This window comes from Ferruginibacter sp. (genome assembly GCF_031391665.1).
Classification (GTDB): domain Bacteria; phylum Bacteroidota; class Bacteroidia; order Chitinophagales; family Chitinophagaceae; genus Ferruginibacter.
The window spans coordinates 22,201-43,745 of record NZ_JANMUN010000209.1; the positions used below are offsets into that span (position 1 = coordinate 22,201).

At 35.0% G+C, this 21,545-nt stretch carries 21 protein-coding genes; 7 read left to right on the forward strand and 14 right to left on the reverse strand.

Annotation, left to right across the window (positions count from 1 at the left end; translation table 11 throughout):
- Positions 1-10 precede the first annotated feature (10 nt).
- The 3 genes from ACY651_RS15445 (at position 11) to ACY651_RS15455 (ending at position 2,812) form a co-directional block, all read left to right on the forward strand.
- Positions 11-724 carry a YqjF family protein gene (locus ACY651_RS15445; protein ID WP_462254344.1) on the forward strand — a complete coding sequence of 238 codons (714 nt, stop codon included), beginning with the start codon at positions 11-13 and terminating at the stop codon, positions 722-724.
- Positions 725-883: 159 nt separating this feature from the next.
- On the forward strand, positions 884-1,660 hold the full coding sequence (locus tag ACY651_RS15450) for a hypothetical protein (RefSeq protein ID WP_462254346.1): 777 nt from the start codon (positions 884-886) through the stop codon (positions 1,658-1,660).
- A 162-nt stretch (positions 1,661-1,822) separates the two neighbouring features.
- On the forward strand, positions 1,823-2,812 hold the full coding sequence (locus tag ACY651_RS15455; RefSeq protein WP_462254348.1) for a cation diffusion facilitator family transporter: 990 nt from the start codon (positions 1,823-1,825) through the stop codon (positions 2,810-2,812).
- 62 nt (positions 2,813-2,874) lie between these two features.
- Here the strand turns inward: ACY651_RS15455 and ACY651_RS15460 are convergent, their stop codons facing one another.
- The 6 genes from ACY651_RS15460 to rocD all read right to left on the reverse strand — a co-directional run bounded on the left by ACY651_RS15460 (position 2,875) and on the right by rocD (position 11,579).
- Positions 2,875-5,028 (reverse strand): hypothetical protein, encoded by a 2,154-nt coding sequence (locus ACY651_RS15460; RefSeq protein ID WP_462254350.1) that lies wholly within the window; start codon positions 5,026-5,028, stop codon positions 2,875-2,877.
- 616 nt (positions 5,029-5,644) lie between these two features.
- A complete protein-coding gene (locus ACY651_RS15465) occupies positions 5,645-7,816 on the reverse strand; it encodes a right-handed parallel beta-helix repeat-containing protein (RefSeq protein ID WP_462254352.1) in 2,172 nt (723 codons plus the stop codon).
- Between the two features lie 754 nt (positions 7,817-8,570).
- The gene (locus ACY651_RS15470) at positions 8,571-9,278 is read right to left on the reverse strand and encodes a VIT1/CCC1 transporter family protein (RefSeq protein ID WP_462254354.1); all 708 of its coding nucleotides are present in this window, start codon (positions 9,276-9,278) and stop codon (positions 8,571-8,573) included.
- Positions 9,279-9,298: 20 nt separating this feature from the next.
- On the reverse strand, positions 9,299-9,799 hold the full coding sequence (locus tag ACY651_RS15475; RefSeq protein ID WP_462254356.1) for a tetratricopeptide repeat protein: 501 nt from the start codon (positions 9,797-9,799) through the stop codon (positions 9,299-9,301).
- A complete protein-coding gene (locus ACY651_RS15480; RefSeq protein ID WP_462254358.1) occupies positions 9,762-10,292 on the reverse strand; it encodes a hypothetical protein in 531 nt (176 codons plus the stop codon). Before ACY651_RS15480 ends, ACY651_RS15475 begins: the two co-directional genes overlap by 38 nt.
- A gap of 48 nt (positions 10,293-10,340) precedes the next feature.
- On the reverse strand, positions 10,341-11,579 hold the full coding sequence (gene rocD / locus ACY651_RS15485) for an ornithine--oxo-acid transaminase (protein ID WP_462254360.1): 1,239 nt from the start codon (positions 11,577-11,579) through the stop codon (positions 10,341-10,343).
- Positions 11,580-11,753: 174 nt separating this feature from the next.
- Between rocD and ACY651_RS15490 the strand changes: the two genes are divergently transcribed.
- Positions 11,754-12,239: a VOC family protein gene (locus tag ACY651_RS15490; RefSeq protein WP_462254362.1), complete on the forward strand. Its 486-nt coding sequence runs from the start codon at positions 11,754-11,756 to the stop codon at positions 12,237-12,239.
- Here ACY651_RS15490 and ispE read toward each other — a convergent pair.
- The 5 genes from ispE to ACY651_RS15515 form a co-directional block, all read right to left on the reverse strand.
- A complete protein-coding gene (gene ispE / locus ACY651_RS15495; RefSeq protein ID WP_462254364.1) occupies positions 12,236-13,057 on the reverse strand; it encodes a 4-(cytidine 5'-diphospho)-2-C-methyl-D-erythritol kinase in 822 nt (273 codons plus the stop codon). The genes ACY651_RS15490 and ispE overlap by 4 nt on opposite strands.
- A gap of 144 nt (positions 13,058-13,201) precedes the next feature.
- Positions 13,202-13,786, reverse strand: a complete 585-nt coding sequence (locus ACY651_RS15500) for a bifunctional nuclease family protein (protein WP_462220171.1) — start codon at positions 13,784-13,786, stop codon at positions 13,202-13,204.
- Positions 13,787-13,895: 109 nt separating this feature from the next.
- A complete protein-coding gene (locus ACY651_RS15505) occupies positions 13,896-14,858 on the reverse strand; it encodes an electron transfer flavoprotein subunit alpha/FixB family protein (protein ID WP_462254366.1) in 963 nt (320 codons plus the stop codon).
- A 38-nt stretch (positions 14,859-14,896) separates the two neighbouring features.
- Positions 14,897-15,253 carry a four helix bundle protein gene (locus ACY651_RS15510; RefSeq protein ID WP_462254368.1) on the reverse strand — a complete coding sequence of 119 codons (357 nt, stop codon included), beginning with the start codon at positions 15,251-15,253 and terminating at the stop codon, positions 14,897-14,899.
- 72 nt (positions 15,254-15,325) lie between these two features.
- The gene (locus ACY651_RS15515; protein WP_462254370.1) at positions 15,326-16,069 is read right to left on the reverse strand and encodes an electron transfer flavoprotein subunit beta/FixA family protein; all 744 of its coding nucleotides are present in this window, start codon (positions 16,067-16,069) and stop codon (positions 15,326-15,328) included.
- 73 nt (positions 16,070-16,142) lie between these two features.
- Here ACY651_RS15515 and ACY651_RS15520 point away from each other — a divergent pair, with 73 nt between their 5' ends.
- Together ACY651_RS15520 and tilS are read left to right on the forward strand one after the other, a co-directional pair.
- The gene (locus ACY651_RS15520) at positions 16,143-16,454 is read left to right on the forward strand and encodes a tetratricopeptide repeat protein (protein WP_462254372.1); all 312 of its coding nucleotides are present in this window, start codon (positions 16,143-16,145) and stop codon (positions 16,452-16,454) included.
- Positions 16,455-16,736: 282 nt separating this feature from the next.
- Positions 16,737-18,068, forward strand: coding sequence for a tRNA lysidine(34) synthetase TilS (gene tilS, locus ACY651_RS15525; protein WP_462254374.1), 1,332 nt, complete (start codon positions 16,737-16,739; stop codon positions 18,066-18,068).
- 111 nt (positions 18,069-18,179) lie between these two features.
- On the opposite strand, the gene ACY651_RS15530 is transcribed toward tilS, so the two are convergent.
- The 3 genes from ACY651_RS15530 to ACY651_RS15540 all read right to left on the reverse strand — a co-directional run bounded on the left by ACY651_RS15530 (position 18,180) and on the right by ACY651_RS15540 (position 20,414).
- Positions 18,180-18,800 (reverse strand): rhomboid family intramembrane serine protease, encoded by a 621-nt coding sequence (locus ACY651_RS15530; protein WP_462254376.1) that lies wholly within the window; start codon positions 18,798-18,800, stop codon positions 18,180-18,182.
- Positions 18,801-18,822: 22 nt separating this feature from the next.
- Positions 18,823-19,296: a 23S rRNA (pseudouridine(1915)-N(3))-methyltransferase RlmH gene (locus ACY651_RS15535; protein WP_462254378.1), complete on the reverse strand. Its 474-nt coding sequence runs from the start codon at positions 19,294-19,296 to the stop codon at positions 18,823-18,825.
- 65 nt (positions 19,297-19,361) lie between these two features.
- Positions 19,362-20,414: a LacI family DNA-binding transcriptional regulator gene (locus ACY651_RS15540; protein WP_462254380.1), complete on the reverse strand. Its 1,053-nt coding sequence runs from the start codon at positions 20,412-20,414 to the stop codon at positions 19,362-19,364.
- Positions 20,415-20,643: 229 nt separating this feature from the next.
- Between ACY651_RS15540 and ACY651_RS15545 the strand changes: the two genes are divergently transcribed.
- Positions 20,644-21,545, forward strand: a 902-nt coding sequence (locus ACY651_RS15545) for a TonB-dependent receptor plug domain-containing protein (RefSeq protein ID WP_462254382.1), incomplete at its 3' end; no start/stop codon positions are given.

A 21,545-nucleotide genomic window follows, 5' to 3' on the forward strand; every position in this document is an offset into this window, starting at 1 on the left:
TTTATAAAATATGCATGCAACTTTTCTTACTGCCGAATGGAATAATTTAATAATGGCCAATTATGTTATTGACCCAGCTATTTTAAAACCATACCTGCCCAATAAAACCGAACTCGATTTTTATAAAGGTAATTGCTATGTAAGTTTAATTGGTTTTATGTTTGAAAAAACAAAACTACTGGGAATTAGTATTCCGTTTCATAAAAATTTTGAAGAAGTAAATTTGAGGTTTTATGTGCGGTATAATGATAATGGCGAATGGAAACGTGGAGCTGTGTTTATAAAAGAAATTGTACCCAAGCCTGCTATAAGTATTATTGCCAATAGTTTGTACAATGAAAAGTATTGTACTATGCCGATGAAACATTTTTATAGCCAAAACGAAAATGAAATACATTTGGGTTACCACTGGAAGTTTAAGAATAAATGGAATAAATTAGAAGCCACTACAACAACTGAGGCCTTACCTATGCAGCCAGGCAGCGAAGAAGAATTTATTGCAGAGCATTACTGGGGATACGCTAAATATAATGCACAAACTACTTTTGAATATGCAGTGCACCATCCCGCCTGGAAAGTTTATGCCATAAAAAATTATTTAATCGATTGTGATTTTACAGCTTTGTATGGGAAGGAATTTTCTTTTTTGCAGGATGTAAACCCAAATTCAGTTTTTATGGCGAAGGGATCTGCTATTTCGATTTTAAAGAAGCGGATTTTGTAGTGTAGAGTTCATAAAACCATTTACCGCCTTTTATTTTTTTTAAATAGGTGAAATCACCTTTCTAAGTTTTCAAAATTAAGCTCATTTTTGAGTAATGTACTTAATAACCTATCTTAATAAGCATTAACACTAATTAAACCTAAAACCTAAACCTAAATCATGAAAAGTAAAATTCTTTTTGCTCTCAGTATTTTATTGCTATCTACTTCTGCTTTTGCTCAATACGATAAACCAGGAAAAGATAATGACGAAAGTGAAAAGCATTCCATGAATCTTTTTAAGGTAAATCTTACTTCAATTATTTTAAAAAATTATTCTTTTCAATACGAGAGAATATTAAACCGTAAGTTTTCTTTTGCTTTGGGTTTTAGAACAATGCCCAATGGTAAATTACCATTACAAAGCACTATTGAAAAAATTGTTGGCGATGATGAAGAAGCAAAAGAGCAACTGGCAAATTTTAATTTAGGCAACACAGCCATTACACCGGAGTTTAGGTTTTATGTGGGCAAAAAAGGTTTCGGACGTGGATTTTATTTAGCACCTTTTTACCGTAATGCCACTTACAAAGGAAGCGGTTTAAAATTTACTTACGAAAATACAGCTATGGTTAAAAATACCATTTCTATGGCGGGTGAATTAAAAGGCAATAGTTTTGGATTAATGCTTGGGGCGCAATGGCATTTGGGTAAACATATCAGCCTCGATTGGTGGATACTTGGTCCGCATTACGGAAATGGCAAAGGAGATTTTACCGGCAAATCTTCTCAGCCACTTACTGCTGATGAACAAAATGATTTAAGAATGGAGCTGGAAGATTTTGAAATTCCACTTACTACAAAAACTGTAACTGTAAACGCTAATGGCGCTAACGTGAAATTAGATGGGCCTTTTGGTGGTGTTAGATCCGGTATTTTAATTGGCATAAGATTTTAAAAAGACGGCAGTAAAATTATTTAAGTTATCTATATAGCAATTAAAGAAATTTGTTGACATCAATTTATTTTTCAGGCTTTATAGAGTAATTCAATTTTTAATAGCAGTTGCTGGCAATCAAGTGTAGATGCTTTTGTATCTTTATGTCTTCAAGTAAAGCTATTGCAAACAACACATCAAAATCTCCGGCTTCAAAAAATTATTACGGCAATTGCCATTCTTTTGTTTGTAATAAAAATTATTGCCTGGTACCTCACTAATTCTGTAGCTATTTTAACGGATGCGTTAGAAAGTATAGTAAATGTAATTGCAGGATTGATAGGAGTGTACAGCCTTTATGTTTCGGCAAAACCAAAAGACTACGATCATCCTTACGGGCATGGTAAGGCGGAATTTATTTCTGCTGCTGTTGAAGGAACTTTAATTACGGTAGCTGGGTTTATAATTATTTATGAAGCGGTAATTAATTTACTTAATCCGCATACCATACAAAAATTAGATTATGGAATTATGCTGGTTGCAATTACTGCACTCATCAATTATATTGCCGGAGCGGTTTGTATTAAAACCGGAACTAAAAATAATTCGCTGGCATTAATTGCAAGTGGTAAACATTTGCAATCGGATACCTGGAGTACATTGGGTATAATTGCTGGGTTATTGCTGATATTATTTACAAAAATATCGTGGATGGACAGTGCCGTGGGAATACTTTTTGCATTAATAATTATTTTTACAGGGTATAAAATTATAAGAAGCTCAATTGCCGGGATAATGGATGAAGCCGATGAAGCTTTATTAAAAAAATTAGTGGTAACATTAAATACCCATCGAAAAGAAAACTGGATTGATCTGCATAATCTTCGTATAATAAAATATGGAGCAACTATACATTTAGACTGTCATCTTACTATACCCTGGTATTTAAATGTGCATGAAGCACATAAAGAAATTGATGCTTTATCATCGTTAGTTAAAGATGAATATGGAGAAGCTGTGGAGCTTTTTGTGCACTCCGATGGCTGCCTTGATTACAGTTGTAATATTTGTCTAAAGCAAAACTGCCCGGTTCGTAAACACCCGTTTGAAAAAAAGATTGACTGGACTATTGCTAATATTTCAAATAACAACAAGCATAATGTAAGTACGTAATAAAATGATAACACAAAAACTCCTTCTAAAATTTAGAAGGAGTTTTTTATTTGCAAAATCGTTTATTCGGTAGTGAAAATATTTTTAACTGCTGTTGCATCGCTGGTAAATAATTTTAAATAATAAATACCTTTCGATATAGTTGGAGTAATTTTATTAATTGTGTTCACGCCTTTTTGTAAGTTAATCGCTTCATTTAAAATAATTCTTCCACCCTGATCAAATATAATAAGAGTAGCTTTTTGATTTTGTGTGCTGGCGATTTTAAGTGTAATATCTTTTTTGCCAGTAGATAATTGGGCGGCTAAAATACTTAATGATTGATTTGATTTAGATAAAATAGAAACTGTGCTGCTGTATTCTTTACTGTTATCTTTATCAATCATGGCCAGCCTGTAATAATTAATTCCCGTTAAAGGTGCAGCATCAGTAAAATTATAGTTCAAATTACTGGAGCTAAAACCTGTTGCGTTAACTCTTCCAATTACTTCATAATCCTGCCCGTTACTGCTTCTTTCAATATTAAAATGGCTGCTGTTTGATTCTGTTGCTGTTGTCCATTGCAAAATATTTTTTTCATTCTTTTCTTCAACACTAAAATTAATTATTTTAACAGGCAAAGCAATATTAGCTTCGGCGTAACCAATATCAGGTGCTGAACCGGAAAAAGGTAAACCAACATTAACACCTGCATTAATTAATGGAGAAGATGATTGCAAATTATAATTGCCCCCACCCATAAATAAGGGGTTAACAGCTAAATTATTAGATACCGTATTTGTACTGTTAAGTGAAGTTGCTGATGCCTGGTAATAAAAAATATTAACATTGTCACCGTTCCCAAACAAATCGTTATACTGAATTTGGGAATTTGTAAATTTAGAAAGGTCATTGCTCACTATTGCATTATTCCTCAATCCCTGAATTATATTATTTTTAAACTTAAATGCGTTTACTGTAAAAGAAACAGAAGAAGTTAAGTTAACAGCAAAAAATGGCGCTGCATTACCTGTTGCCGAAATAAAAGTATTATTATAAACTTCAAAATTATTTATAGCCCAGCTTCCTACTGCACCATTAAAACCTCCAATCATATAACCTTCAGAATTATTTATTTGCCCAATGTTGCTAAATAAATTTTTCTTTACTGTTACATCTTTAATAACGGTTCCAGCTCTTGGATAAAATGCTATGGCGCTGCTGATATTATTAAAAACATTGTTTTCAACTATAAGCCCATCTACACTGAATTCAATAATAATCCCACTTTCTCTAAAAGCACTAAGGGCTGGCTGGCTAATGGTATTATTATGTATATAAATAGAATAAGGGTAAACGCCCCTGTTATCCTGGTAGTTAAAATCGAGGCTTCCCTGTATGGTGTTATTGTACATTTCTAATCCCTGTACATTAAATAATTCTACGGCAAAATCCCAACCATTTTGCCCTCCAAAAGTACTGGTTGATGGTATTTTTGTTATGGTATTATTATAAATTTTTACACCTTTTAAATAGCCATTGTTAAGATATTTTATTGGCCATCCATTAAAACCATTAGGGCGTTGGTTTTGAATAATAATATTATTGTAAATCAGCATGCCGTCCTGTCCTCCAATATTTATTGCCCCTCTGCCATATATCCCGTTTGGGGTGTTGTATGCAGCACTATTTAAAATGGTACTGTTGTACAATGTATTACCCGTTGCATAAATTGAAGGAGGGCCATCTACATTATCATTTCTGCCATTAAATAATATACCCCTGTCTTTAAAGTCCACCATCGTTATATCATGGATACTAACATTGCTTCTCCCGGCAATATTAATACCCCAAAAGGTGGAAAGATTTTGTCCATCAAATTTTAAATTAGAGATATGCTGGTTTCCGTTTGTGCCTTCTGGTGATATTGCAGACAACAACGGAATAAAATCTGCAGTTAAAGTACTTTTAAGAACTGATGCAACACCATCACCTTCAATACTAACTCCGGGAGCTAAAAGGCATTGCATGGTTTCGGTATAAACGCCTGCATTAACACGTATAATATCGTTTGCAGTTACAACTGTTGATGTTGCTTTGTAAAGCGTTTTCCATGGGTTGCTTATTGTACCATTACCTGTTATATCATTGCCTGTTGTGCTGATATAAAAAATTGTTGCATTTACGTTTTTTACAAACAGAAATAATACTACGGCACTTGCAAAAATGTATTTCATGAATATTGGTTTTATGTTTTTAATTTCTTTGATAATACTGCAAACGTGAATCCAGTAATTCAAAAAAAATTACACAATTGCATTTAAGTATTGCATCTTTCACACATCTATAAAATTGTGTTAAAAATTTATGACTAATTGTATAAGAGAATTAAAACAGGTTTGTAAAATTTTTTTTTGTTATCAGTAAATGCCGGCAAGATTAAATGCAAGCTCGGATGAACAGTTTAACGTGTTTAAACAGTTCTAAGAAGTAAGGTGTAATTACTCAGTTAGATAGTTCTGTTATATTGTACAGTATTGCGGATGCACAGCAAGCTCTATATTTAATTTCTTTATATTTCAGTTATATAAGAGTAAACCGGGAGATGATTTTTTATCCTGTTGTTAACCTTGTATTTTAGTTTAACTGTCTTTGTAAAACATTACATTTTTTTGAAACAATTTTTTTGAAGTATAACTTTAGAATGAATAATTCAGAAACAAAAATGATATAATGCGATTATAAAAGGCCTTGCTAAAAGTTCAATAAGATATATTCATATTTCGGTAGTACTACCAATAAAAAATCCCTCCTTAATATTGAGGAGGGATTTTTATTTTTATTTTAAATTACTTACTCGGTGCTAAAAACATTTTTAACAACAGTTACTTCATTGGTAAATAACTTTAGATAATAAATACCTTTTGCTATCGGCAATGTGTTTTTATTGATGATGTTCAATCCTTTTTGTAATACAATTTGTTCGTTTAAAATTATTTTTCCAGATTGGTCAAATACAACAAGATTTGCTTTTTGATTTTGTGTGCTGTTAATGGTAAGCTTAACATTATTTTTACCAGAAGATAATTGGGCAGCCACAATATTCAATGCCTGGCCTGCTTTAGATAAAATTGAAACAATACCGCTATATTCTTTGCTGTTGTCTTTATCAATCATTGCAAGTCTGTAATAATTTATTCCTGTTAAAGGTGCAGCATCAGTAAAATTATAATTTACTTCGCTGGAGCTAAAACCTGTTGCTGCAACGCTGCCAATAACCTCATAATCCTGCCCGTTACTGCTTCTTTCAATATTAAAATGGCTGCTGTTTATTTCTGTTGATGTTGTCCATTGCAAAATATGTTTTCCTTTGTTTTCGGTAACTTTTATAGCAGTAAGTTTAACCGGCAGGGCAGTACTTACTTCAGCATAACCCCTGTCTGGAGCTGCTCCCATATAAGGTAATCCTACATTGGTGCCTGCATCAACTAGTGGTGAGGTTACCTGCAGGGAATATGTAATGTTATTTACAAACATTGGGTTAGTTGTCAAATTATTAGATACTGTAGTACTTGCAGGAAACGGAATACCAGATGATGCCCAGGTTGGAACTAAATTAATATTATCTCCATTACCATAAAAGTCGTTGAATTGAAATTGACAATTTGTAAATTTAGACCGGTCATTGGTTAGCATTACATTTAATCTAACACCCTGAATTATATTATTTTTTATTTTTAAACCGTTAACGGCAAATGCGCCACCATAAGAAATATTAATAGCAAAATCAGGGTTTGCATTGCCTGTAGTTGCAGCGACAAATGTATTGTTATATACTTCCCAGTTATCTATCGACCAGTTGGGCCCTAATGCCCCACCAAATCCTCCAATCAAATATCCATCATTGCTGTTGGTTTTACCACAGTTTTTAAAAAGATTTTTACGTACTATTATATCTTTCATTAACGTATTTGCCCTGGGGTAGGTAACAATCTGCTGGTTTAAATTTTCAAAAATATTATTTTCAATTATACATCCATCTGTAGAGTATTCAAAAATTATTCCTTCTTCCTGGTATGTACTTATAGCCGGTTGTTTAATAATATTATCATGTATATAAATTGCCCAGGGGTAAATTCCTTTGTTTCCCTGGTAATTAAAATCCAAACTTCCCTGTATGGTGTTACCATAAATTTCCATGCCCTGTGCATTAAATAATTCCAGTGCAAAACTCCATCCATCATTTGCGTAAGGTATTTTTGTAATGGTGTTGTTATATATTTTTACACCCTTTAACCAACCTTCGTTGGTGTATTTAATGGGCCATCCGTTTTGACCGCTTGGCCTGCTGTTTTGTGTAATGGTGTTGTTGTAAACCAGTAAACCTTCCTGTCCACCCATTTCAAGGCAGCCTCTGCCATAGCCGTTATAATCAGCACAATTGTTAACTATATTATTATAAAATTTATTACCGGTTGCATAGGCCGAAGCTGGCGGAAGTGCAATTCCATCATTTCTTCCGCTAAAAATTACACCCCTGTCTTTAAAGTCCACCACAGTGCAATTGTACATGCTAACATTACTTCTGCCAGCAATCCATACAGCCCAATGTGTTGTAAGGTTAGTGCCATCAAATTTTACATTACTTATATGCTGGTTACCATTTGTGCCTTCGTTACTTCTTACCTCCAGTAATGCAGTATAAATTGTGTTAACAGTACTTCTTAAAACAGAAGTAACCCCATCACCTTCAATACTTACACCTGTTGCTAAAAAACATTGTTGTGTTTCGGTATAAACACCTGTATTTACATGGATAATATCGCCGGTTGTATTTACTGTTGAGGTAGCTTTTTTTAATGTTCTCCATGGATTTAATAGTGTGCCTGTACCAGTTACGTCATTACCTGCCGGGCTGATATAGTAAGTGGTAGCAAAACCTGAAATTGCAAAACAGCAAAAAAAAGTTATAATGGAGAGTGTTGTAAACACAAATCTCCTCACAGGGGATTGGATAGTTTTCATTTGGATTCTTTTTAGTTTTTAATTAGATATTGGTTAATACTTTTTTTGATTGCTCAATAAAAGTCTGATGCAAACTTAGTTAAATCAAAAATTTAAAAATGTAGTCCTTTATACTAACTGTTTGTAGAATTTATTTTATGCGTGGTAAAAAAATCCGCAGGGATATAATTAACCTGTAAATAAAATTGGTTCCACAATTTTAAATTTGTGTTGCTTTGCTGATGGAAGGGGAGATTAGATGGGTATTTATAAAAAATTAATTACAGAACCAGAATGAATTTTACTTCAATGACTGGTGTTATAAGTAACCTGTATAAATTAATTGATTTGAAAAGTTAGGTGCAAATAAAAAATAATTGTAAGCACCATTGATGTAAAAATTAATTTTCATAGGATATTTTAAAAAGGATTTCATGTTAATCTTTTCAAAAACTATACCAATTTTTTTTGTTTTTAAATATTAATATTATCAATATAAAAAAATATAGTTTTGTTTTTCTGCTTATAACAATGTTTTTAATTTGATTTAAAACGTGAAAAATTAGCGGTATTAAATAATTAAGAACATTGATCGTCTTATTTTGAACGCAGGTATTTAAAAATTATTTTTAAAGAAATAAATTTTACCGCTTTAAAGTATTTTGCGGTTAGAAAAAGTCTTTTATAGCCAAAAGTATAAGAAAAGTACGCAGTGGAATTACGGAAAGTATTTATTGCTTTTTACTACAAATACAAAATAACAATGTCGCAATAATTAATGCTCAAAAAGCTTTGCTACTCCAAATGCAGCAGCAGCAGCCATGGCACCAATTAATGTAACCCTTAATGCACCCCACAAAGGATTCACACCGGTGATCTTACTTTTGAAAAATCCAAAAACAAAAAGGCAGGCTAATGTAGCTACTGCAGATATTTTTAAAGCTTCGGATGAATCGCTAATAAAAAAATAAGGGCTTAACGGGATGATGCCACCGGCTACATAAGACAAGCCAATGTTCAATGCACTCTTTGTTGCTCTTTTAGGATCTGGTTTTTCTAAACCCAATTCATACTTCATCATAAAATCTACCCACCGGTCTTTATCCTGGGAAATTTCTTCTGTAGCCTGTTGTTGTAATTGCGGACTTAAACCAATGTTGGCAAAAAATTCTTTTGTCTCTTCAATTTCACGATAACGTAAATTTTCCACTTCATCATATTCCCTTCTTTTTTCACTTTTATAATGGTCCTGTTCAGTTTTACCAGCCAGGTATCCACCCAAACCCATTGCAATGCTTCCTGCACATATTTCAGCTATGCCGGCAATAACTATTATACCGCTGCTGGTAACAACACCACTTAAACCTGCAGCTAAAGCAAAAGGAACAGTAAGCCCATCGCTCATTCCAATTACAATATCCGATAAAGCCTGAGAACTTTTTAAATGTGTTTCTTTGTGGTCGTGATGCAAGTGTGTATCCATGTAATTTTTTTGAGCAACAATTATTTTGTTGAAGGATTTAATTTATTTTCTTTAAGTATTTTATAAAATAATTCTTCTTTACCCTGTTCTTTCATTTTTTTAAAATATATGGATATATTATTTTCTGCATCTACACGGTAAGGCGAATTGATTTCAACATAAGCATTGTAAGCCTTACACATATTATCCAGCGCTTTTTCTAAATCACCTTTAAGTTCATACATTCTTCCGGCGCCATAATATGCTTCCGGGTCATCAGGATAAATTTTATAAAGATTTTTGTAAGCTTCTAACGCTTTATCATAATCTTTTTTAAATTCATACACCACAGGTATATTTTGCAAGGGCAACTTTCCTTTTGGATCAAGCTGTAACGATTTTGTATAAGCTTCCAACGCACCATCCAAATCGCCTAACTTTCTTCTGCATACACCAATATTATCCCAGGCAAAAGAAAATTTTTCATCCTGCTTTACTGCTTTTTCAAACCAGGGCAATGCGTCTTTTAAAATTTTCTCCATTTAAAGCATCGGTGCCTTTGTAATATAACTTAAGTGCCTTTTCATCTTTTGATTTTGAAAATTCAGACTCCCCGTTATCTGAATTAATTGCATTTTTTAAAGAGGCACAGCTATCAGTTAGCCATCTCTCAATTTCAAAATAGTATTTCTGGTATTCCTGAGAATTTTTATTAGTGTTTAAAGAGATCTTATTATTTTTATCTCCACCTAACATTGATTGATAAAGTTTTATTAATAGTTGATACACACTAACCTGTTTATCTATGCAGGTAAAAATATCTGCTGAAATTTCTTTACTGGTTTTATTATTTAGTGCTATTGAATCAATGCATTTGCATGCGTCAGCAGAAACACTGTTTAAAAATCTTGCAGTATCAATTTTTATCGCACTTAAAATTTGTTGTGCAGCTTCACCTGTTAAAGTATCTTTTTGTGCGTATGTAAATTTTGTAAGGGCAAATAAAGTCAATAAGAAAAAAAATATTTTTTTCATTTCATATTATTTAATGAGCGGATAACTAAAAATAAGAATAAAACCCTGTCAAACTTCAAGCGTTTTTAAACTTTTGGCAATAATATCCACACAGTCTAAAATTTGTTCTTTATTAATAACCAATGGCGGGGCAAAGCGAATTTTATCGCCATGAGTTGGTTTAGCCAAAAGTCCGTTTTCTTTTAAAGCTAAACATAAATCCCAGGCTGCTTCTGTATTGGTATGTTTAATAACAATAGCATTTAATAATCCTCTGCCTCTAACAGTTTCAATAAAAGGAGAATTTAATTTACGCAGTTCACTTCTTAATAATTCTCCCATTGCTGCTGCATTTTCTGTAAGCTTTTCATCTTTTAAAACCTGCAGTGCAGTAATGGCAACTTTACATGATAAAGGGTTGCCGCCATAAGTACTGCCGTGTTCACCGGGTTTAATGGTCATCATAATTTCATCATCACATAATACAGCACTTACCGGTAACACACCACCGCTTAATGCTTTGCCTAAAATTAAAATGTCGGCACGTACATCTTCATAATCGCATGCCAGCATATGGCCTGTTCTTGCAAGGCCGCTTTGAATTTCATCAGCCACCATTAATACATTGTACTCAGTACATAATGTTCTTATCTTTTTATAATAACCTTCATCAGGTACTACCACACCAGCTTCGCCCTGTATGGGTTCAAATAAAAAAGCTGCAACGTTTTTATCCTGAAAAGATTTTTCCAAAGCGGCTGTATCATTAAATGGTATCGCCACATAACCGGGCATGTAAGGGCCAAAGTTTTTTACAGCAGCAGTATCGTTACTAAAAGAAATTACGCCTGTTGTTCTGCCATGAAAATTGCCTTCGCATACAATTATCTTTGCTTTGTTTTCTTCAATGCCTTTTATTTGATAAGCCCATTTGCGGCTGAGTTTAATTGCAGTTTCAACAGCCTCTACACCGGTATTCATGGGCAACACTTTATCGTAACCAAAATAGGCAGTAATATATTTTTCATATTCTCCCAATAAATTACTGTGAAAAGCCCTTGAGGTTAACGTTAATTTTTGCGCCTGTTCTATTAGCGATGCAATAATTTTTGGGTGGCAATGGCCCTGGTTAACTGCGGAGTAACCGCTTAAAAAATCGTAGTAACGTTTGCCATCAACATCGTATAAAAAAACACCTTCGCCACGGTTTAGTACAACTGGCAAGGGATGATAATTGTGTGCGCCATATTTTTCTTCTAAATCAAGATACTGCTGTGCTGTTGCCGATAAAGCAATGGTAGAATGCATAAAATAAAATTGTAAAATTGTAAAAAAATAAATGCAGATAATTCCTCCACCAGTGGCGGAGATAGGGGCTTATATACTTCGATGATTGAGCAAATCGAGATTATTGCCCAGGAAAGATTCTATTTTATATAAATTACTGATAGTTGTAAATTTGATGCAAGATAAAACTATTTTATGAGCTATACAATTCCTGCACAAACCCATATAGGGCATGTGCATTTAAAAGTGGCCGATCTGGACAGGGCCTTAAGTTTTTATAAAGATTTGCTTGGGTTTGAAATTACCCAGCGCTATGGCGACAGTGCAGTTTTTATTTCGGCAGGCGGATATCATCATCATATTGGTTTAAATACCTGGCATAGTAAAAATGCAGGGCCGGCGCCGGTAAGAGCTGCAGGTTTATATCACCTGGCCATTGTTTATCCCACACGAAAAGACCTGGCGACTATTTTTAAAAGATTAACAGACGCTGAATATCTATTAACGGGAGCATCCGATCATGGTGTATCAGAAGCAATTTATTTAAACGATTTAGATGGCAATGGTGTGGAATTATACTGGGACCGGCCAAAAGACCAATGGCCCACCAATACTGAAGGAAAATTGTGGATGGGCACAGCTCCATTAGATATCGATTCTTTACTGAGTGAATTAGACTAAGGCAATATTTTTACAAAATAATTTTTATCTGTAAATCTTTTTAGCGGTATAGTGTTTTCAAAAATGCCAAAAAAAGTACTGCCGCTACCCGTCATCGAAGCATATATCGCACCTTCGCTGTACAAAGCTTTTTTTATAGTTTTTAGTTTAGGATACTTTGTAACTATGTTTTCTTCAAAATCATTTTGCAGATCGTCTTTCCAGGTGTTGATGGGTTGACGGATGATTTTTTTTACAGTTTTTTTATGCGGCACAAGTTTGAGTTGACTAAAAGCGCCCCCGGTATGTACCTGAATGTTTGGGTTAACCACTACAATTTTGTAGGCTGATAAATCAAGTTTTATTTCTTCTAAAATTTCGCCACGCCCTGTTGCATAACAGGGTTTGTTGATAATAAAAAAAGGACAGTCGCTGCCCAGTTTTAAAGCGTATGTAATAAGTTGAGGCTTTGTAAGCTGGAGTTTGAATTTTTGATTCAGCAGCATTAAAGTAAAAGCACCATCTGACGAGCCGCCACCCATACCTGCACCCATAGGAATGGCTTTTTGTAAATGCATTTTAATAGATGGCAATTCAGGAAAGTCATTCTTTAAAAGTTGATACGCCTTTGGGCAAATGTTATCATGGCTAATGCCATCTATTGGTAAGCCACCTAAAGTAAATTCAATATCAGTAGCAGAATTTGTTGATGGAATAATTTCCAGTGCATCTTTTAAACCAATAGGATAAAAAACAGTTTCTATATTATGAAAACCATCTTCTCTTTTATTAAGAATTTGTAAACCGAGATTTATTTTTGTATTGGGGAAAACGAGCATGTTGGGGGTAATTGATAATGGAATAATTTAAAATGGATAATATTTTAAGGCCTGATGTATTTAAATATTTTTTTGAAACTTTTAAAACGCAGGTTGTGTCGAATTTAAAATAACAGTATCAATTATTCATTAATAAATTATCCATTACTTGTCCTTCCTGGTTTTAATCTCATCCCGTATTGCAATGGCACGTATATAATCTTCATGATCCAGTACATCAGCAAGCAGGGCATTCAATTCTTCCAGTGTCATCGATTTTAAATCGTCGCTGCCGCCAGTTTCGGTAGTTACCGATTGTACTTTTTTCTTTTTGCCATCATCTTCCATTAATATACCAGCCTGGTCTAAAATAGTATCGTAAGTATAAACAGGGCAACCAAACCTTACGGCCAGTGCCAATGCATCAGATGTTCGGGAATCAATTTCCACCGTATCGTTGGCAGAACTGCACACCAGTTTGCTGTAAAAAATTCCTTCCTGCAAATCGTTTATTACTACTTCGTGGAGTTCCACATTAAAAGCCATCATAAAATTTTTCATCAGGTCGTGTGTAAGCGGACGGCTGGGGCTCATGCGTTCCAGCGCCACAGCAATTGCCTGAGCTTCAAAACCACCAATTACAATGGGTAAGCGGCGCAAACCATTTACTTCTCCCAATACCACGGCATAAGAGTGTGTTTGCGTAATGCTGTGAGAGAGTGCTACTATTTCGAGTTCTATTTTTTTCATTGCCCCTAGCCCCTAAAAGGGAATTGATTATGGATTATTAATAAAAGCAAATATAAAAACAAAAGCCTCTCAAAACTAATTGAAAGGCTTTTATTATAAATAACATTAATTATGCTCCTTTTAACTTTCTCACCGCCTCAATTATCTTCGGCATCACTTCAAACGCATCACCCACAATACCATAATCGGCGGCTTTAAAAAATGGCGCTTCGGGATCTTTATTAATAACTACAATTACTTTACTTCTGTTAACACCTGCCAAATGTTGTATGGCACCACTAATACCAATGGCAAAATATAAATTAGGCGCAATGGCTAAACCGGTTTGGCCCACATGCTCGTGATGCGGCCGCCAGTGTACATCTGCTACGGCACGGCTGCATGCAGTGGCTGCACCTAATAATTTTGCAAGATCGGTAACCAGTCCCCAATTTTCCGGGCCTTTTAAACCACGGCCACCGCTGATAACCAATTCAGCTTCGCTTAATGGTACTTCACCTACAATTTTATTTGTTGCAGTAACGGTAATTTTTGGTGCATCAACAGTTGCGGCAAATGCTGCAACTTCTGCAGTGCCATCTGCAGTTACAATATTATAAGAGTTAGGGTTTAATGCAATTATTTTTACCGGTGTGTTTACGGCAATGTTTGCAAAAGCTTTACCACTGAAAACACTTTTCTTTACTACAAACCCATTGCTGGTATCGGGCAATGCAATTGCACCGCTAACAAGGCCAGCTTTTAATTTTGCACTTAACCTTGGTGCAATAGCTTTGCCGTTCATGTTATTGCTAAACACAACTATGGTTGCCCCGCTTGCTGCAATAGCCTGAACCAGTACATTGGTAAAAACCTGTGCATCCAAATGATCGAGAGTGTCATTTTTTACAGTGTGCACTTTTTTTAATCCGTATTTGCCTAATGCCGCTAAATCATCGGTAACATTGCCCAAAACTATTCCTTCTGCGGCTACACCTAATTGCTCAGCAACTTTTGCCCCGTAGTTTGCTGCTTCAAGAGAAGACTTTTTTATTATTCCTTCTGATTGGTCAAGAAAAACTAATACTGACATAATAGTAATGGATAATTTAATAATGGATAATTAATAATTTATTTAATTTTTAGCTTACTGGTTTTTACACTTGCAGTAAGTAATTTTAATAATTCTTCACAATCGATATTTAAAGATTCGAACATTTTCTTTGTTATAAACTCAGTTGCAAAAAGCAGGTCCAGCCAGTATTTAGATTCGTTTGCTTCCTTTAGCCCAATACTCAATTTATGTATAAAATCTTTTAGGCTTTCTGCATGTTCCGCTTCTCTAACTATTGCCCCAACCGATGTGCCACATCTTATTAGCTGTTGCGAAATGATGTATTCGCCATGTTGTTTCTTTAAAAATTTATACAGATTAACTATTCTTACAGCAAACAAAAAACTTTTGTCTTTTAAAATATTTTCTTTCATAATTAATGGTTGAAAAATGAATAATGATTTGAATTTACAACATTATCCATTGTCAATTAATCCATTATCCATTTATATTACCTTCGCTTCCTCATGCAGCAACCTTACCAATTCTTCCGGCGTTTCGGCACTCACTAATTTAACACCAGCTTTTGCCGGAGGCAGATCAAAAGATACAATCGAAGTCAAAGCCTCCACCGCAACAGCCTCCTGCACTTTTAGTGGTTTACTTCTTGCACCCATAATACCTTTCATGTTAGGGATGCGCTGTTCGGCCATTCCTTTCTGGCAGCTAACGGCAACGGGCAGCCCAACTTTATTCGTTTCTTCGCCGCCTTCAATTTCACGAACAATAACTGCAGCGCCATCCACCAAATCAAATTTAGCGGCATGCGATACGTAAGGAATGTTTAATAATTCTGCCACCATACCGCCAATGGAAGATCCATTGTAATCAATCGTTTCTTTGCCGGTAAAAATTAAATCGTATGCACCTGCCTTTGCCACTTCGGCAATTTGGCTGGCTATATAAAAACTATCATGACTGTCGGCATTAACTCTAATGGCTTCATCGCCGCCCAATGCTAATGCTTTGCGAATGATGGGCTCGGTATCGGCACCACCAACTGTTATTAAATGAATAGCGGTGGAAGCATCGGCTTCTTTTAATTCGATAGCTCTTACCAATGCGTACCATTCGTCGTATGGATTAATGATCCATTGCACGCCGTCGGCAGCAAATTTCGTATTGTTATCTGTGAAGGCTATTTTTGCCGTGGTATCCGGCGTTTTTGAAATGCAAACTAATATTTTCATAAATGGTTGTTTATGCAACTAAAAGCAAAGATAAGAGAAGCGAATTAAAAAGTAAAAAATTAAAAATAAAAAATTGAGCAGGATAGAAAAATTGCTGGAATACATGAAAACATCCGATAAGGATAGTTTTCTGCAACATGCGCTGGCACTGGAATACATTAAGGTGGATAAGGATGAGGAAGCCCGTAAATTGTTTAACGAAATTTTGCTGAGAGAACCTACGTACATCGGCTCTTATTATCATTTGGGCAAATTGTTAGAGCGTGCCGGGGAGTTTGAAAAAGCCATAAAAGTGTATGAACGTGGTATGTGGGAAGCCAAAAGAGTGAGCGATAATCATTCGTATAATGAGTTGATGGGAGCGAAGGAGGATTTGGAGGAGTAGAACCCCTGTACCTGAAGGGGAACTAAGATTGTTTCTGCATTAAAAAATTGAGCTAACATTAAAGTTAATGCAGCACATTCGAGTTCCCTCTCCTTTGGAGTCCCGATAAATCGGGGCGGGAGGTTTTTTTTTGGCCGGGCATAAAATCTTTTTTCAACTTCGGTGGCGTCGCACTCTTTTACAGAATAACTTTATTCAACTTTTACCGAAGCGTATGAGAGCATTATTTTTTCAAAATAATTTTAAACTAACAAACTAAGTTCCCCTTTAGGGGACAGGGGCATGAACTTACTGGAAAAATTTAAAGCGTACATCAAACAGCAACATCTTTTTCAATCAAAAGATAAATTATTGCTTGCTGTAAGTGGCGGCGTAGATAGTATTGTGCTTTGTGAACTATGCAAACAGGCAGGCTATGATTTTGCAATTGCACATTGTAATTTTCAATTGAGAGGAGAAGAGAGTGAGAGGGACGAAAAATTTGTAAGGATTTTGGCTGAAAAATATAAGGTGCAAATTTTTGTAGAAAAATTTGATATTAATACAATTGCAAAACAAGAAAAAAAATCGATTGAAGAAACCGCAAGAAACTTACGGTACAAATGGTTTGAAGAAATAAGAATTGAAAACGGTAGCAAGTATATTTTAACGGCCCATCATTCAGATGATAATATTGAAACGGTGCTGATGAATTTTTTCCGGGGAACTGGCATAAAAGGATTGCATGGCATTTTACCCAAACAAAGTAAAATTGTAAGGCCTTTACTTTTTGCAAATAAAAATGAATTGAGCGGTTTCGCAAGTGCAAATAACCTGGAGTTTGTTACAGATTATACCAATGAGCAAAATGATTTTACCCGTAATTATTTCCGTAATGAATTAATACCCGCTGTTAAAAAAGTTTTTCCAGAAGCGGATGAAAATATTTTAAAAAATATTGCAAGGTTTGGTGAAGCAGAGCAATTATACAACCAGGCAATTGAACTGCATAAAAGTAAATTGCTGGAAACAAAAGGAAATGAAATTCATATCCCGGTTTTAAAATTGCAGAAAATAAAACCTTTGGTAACTGTTATTTATGAAATTATTAAGGACTATAATTTTACATCTCATCAAGCTGAAGAAGTTATTACACTCTTACAAAGCGAATCGGGTAAATATATTCAATCAACTTCTCACCGCATCATTAAAAACAGAAAATGGCTGATCATTTCTCCCAACCAAACTGCAGCAGCACAAAATATTTTATTTGAAGAAAAGGATAAGCAAATAACTTTCGAAATGGGGAGTTTGCAAATTGAAAAATTATTACGGCCTGTTAACTATCAACTGTCAACTAACAACCAAACAGCACAGTTAGATGCTGCTGAAATTAAATTTCCTTTACTCCTCCGCAAATGGAAACAAGGCGATTATTTTTATCCGCTTGGTATGCAGAAAAAGAAAAAACTCAGCCGTTTTTTTATCGATCAAAAATTATCGCTTACACAAAAAGAAAAAGTGTGGGTAATAGAAAATAATAAAAAAATATTGTGGGTAATTGGTATGCGTATTGACGACCGGTTTAAGATTACTGATAAAACAAAAGAGGTGTTGCAAATAAGTTTTTCTTAAATCAATTCAATCTCACCTAACTCTTGGAGGGTTTTCTAAAACTTTTCAAAATATTAAACTCAACCCTCCAAGAGTTTTGCATCCAAGAGTTTTTGCAAAGCAGCAACAATTTTAAAAATGCGGATGCATCAACTTCTCAATAAAACCTTTAAACAATTCTGGTCTTAACACTGCAGTAAAAACAAATCCATAAACACTACCCCATAAATGTGCATTGTGGCCAATATTATCGCCACCACGTTTAGCCATGTAAGCGCAATAAAATAAGTACAATGCACCAAAAACAATATTGGGTAAAGCTATTACTCCAAATAAAGCCACTCCCTTCGTCCATGGATCGAAGATTAGCGTAGAAAATAAAACCGCAGATACAGCACCGGATGCACCCAATGCAGCATAACTTGTATTGCTTCTGTTTTTAAAAAAGTCGAAAAGAGATGATGCCACCAGTGAGGTTACATATAAAATAACGAACTCTGTTTTTGTAAACAATTCTAATTCAGCAAATCTTCCAAAAGAATAAAAAGTAAACATGTTAAAAAACAGGTGAACGTAGTCAGCATGAATTAACCCATGGCTTATAAACCTGTAATATTCATTGGCAGAACCCATGCCATACGGATAAAATAAAGCTTTATTCTTTAAATCGTTATTAGTAAAACCCAGTAAAGAAACACCTACTGTTATTGCAAGAATTGCGAATGTAACAGGGAATAAAGAAAGTTGATCCATAAATAAGAGAGATTAAATTATTTTATTGATGATGATATTTTTCGTTTTTAATTATTGTACATGCCCTGTACACCTGCTCTGCCAAAATTAACCTTACTATCTGGTGCGGAAAAACTAAATTAGATAAACTCCATTTATAATTAGCCCTTTTCATAACCTCATCACTTACGCCAAAAGCGCCGCCAATTAAAAATACCATTTTCTTTATACTTTCATTTGCCCGTTGCTCAATAAACTTTGCCAGCTCTGCACTTTTCATTTGTTTGCCCCTTTCATCCAATAAAACGGCATAATCATCTTTTTGTAAAAGATTTAAAATGGCTTCGCCTTCTTTTTTCTTTAGATCTGTTTCGCTTAATACCGCATTGTTTTTTGGTGGAGCAATAATATGCCATTCGGCAGTGTAATAATGACAGATGCGTTTGGTAAACATTTCCACACCATCTTTTACATAAGGCTCATGTGCTTTGCCAACAGAAATAAATTGCAGTTTCATTAGTGAATGGTGAATGGTGAGTTGTGAATGGCGAATGGTCAATAGTGAATGGTCAATGAATTAAATTACGAATTACTTTTTGCTTTCGCAATTGCAGCAGAGGAATCTCTTATGATCAATTCTGTTTGCAAAGCCTTCGACTCAAATTCTGTAACAGGCCTTTTACTTTCAATCATACTTATTAATAATTCTGTTGCCACCTGGCCAATTTCAAAAGCAGGTTGCCTTACAACAGAAAGTGACGGATTAAACAGTTCGCCTAAATTGGTATTGGTAAAACCAATTACTGCAATATCATCCGGAATTTTTTTATCTAACTTTTGCAGTGCCTGCATGCAGGTGGTGGTTATTCTGTCGCCGGCGGTAAACAATCCATCTGCTTTTTGTTTTAATTTAAATATCTTTTTTAATGCTTCTTCCACCTCGTCATAAATCATACCGCCATGATAACAGTAGTGCACTAATTTTTCATCGTACTCAATATTATTTTTCAGCAACGCTTCTTTGTAGCCATTTAAACGTTCTTCCGAAATTGATAAATAAGGTGCGCTGGTAATGTGTGCAATTCTTTTAAAACCATTTTTAATTAAATGCTCTGTAGCATCGTAAGCACCTTTAAAATTATCGGCAATTACTTTATGGGTAATTATTTCGTTGGCCACACGGTCGAAAAAAACAATGGGCAAACCTTTTTCGTACAATTGTTTAAAGTGAGTATAATCCTGTGTTTCGCTGGATACAGAAACTAATAATCCATCAACCGACCTGGAGGCAAGGTGATCAACAATTACACATTCTCTTTCAAAAGATTCGTGACTTTGCGAAATGATAACATGGTAACCCCGGTTGTAGGCAATAGATTCGATACCATTAATAGCCTGCGAAAAAAAGTTGTTGGCAATTTCGCAAACAATAATTCCAAGCGAATGATTGCGCCTTTCTTTTAAACTTAATGCAATCGGGTTGGGGCGGTAATTTATTTTTTCGGCATACTCCAGCACCAATTTTTTTGTTTCCGAACTTATTTCATAACTGCCCCGTAAAGCCCTGCTAACAGTTGATGTGGATAATCCTAATGCTTTTCCAATATCTTTTATTGTAACCGGTTCAAACTTCATTATTAAATTTTTAGTGGCAAAAAATACCACTTTTTAAAATGAAGTTAAGGCATTTTAGGGGTATAAAATAATGTGCCATCGTTATCGGGAACGTTTGCGTAAAAATAGTATGCTGCAGTAATTAGATGCTGTAAAAAAAGTTTTAACATTGGGTATTGATTGCTGCAGTGTTTTTATTTTCCCCCTTCTAAAAAACACTGCTTTATTTATACAAACTAAACACTGCTATATGAATAAGTTATTATTTCTTATCACTATTTTTTTTATTTTTCCTTTTATTGCATCTGCCCAAAACAAAACTATTAAGGGCAAAGTAACAGACGAAAACGGGGCACCGTTAACAGGTGTTAACGTAATTGCAAAAAATGCAAAAAAGGGAACACAAACTGATGCCGGTGGAAATTTTTCCATTACCATTTCAGGTACAGCATCAGTTGATCTTGTTGTTTCATCAGTTGGTTACGGTTCAAAAATTGTAACAGTTACAGGAAACGATCCCGTTACAGTTCAGTTAACCAAAGAAGCCGTTACACAGGAAGATGTGGTGGTGGTAGGTTACGCCACTATCAAAAGGAAAGACCTCACCGGCTCGGTATCTTCTGTTAATGCAAAAGAGCTTAAAGATTTTCCATTGTCTTCGGCTGCCGAAGCCCTGCAGGGTAAGTTGGCCGGTGTGCAGTTAACTTCTACAGAAGGTGCGCCGGGGGCAGAAGTCATTGTTAGGGTAAGGGGTGGCGGTTCTATTACACAGGACAATTCACCACTTTATATTGTTGATGGCGTACAGGTGGAAAATGCATTATCGGTAATATCTCCACAGGATATTGCCACCGTGGATGTTTTAAAAGATGCATCTACTACAGCTATTTATGGGGCAAGAGGCGCCAATGGTGTAGTTATAATTACCACTAAAGGTGGCCGTGCCGGCAAAACACAGGTAACTTACAATGGCTCTTATGGTATTCGTAAGTTAAGCAACTTCCAGGATGTATTAAGTCCTTATGATTTTGTAACCTGGCAGTGGGAGAGAACGCGTGGTGCTACACAAGACAGCAGCAGCTTTGCACAAACCTATGGTACTACCTGGGATACTTTACAAAATTATAAAAATGTGCCGGCTGTAAATTGGCA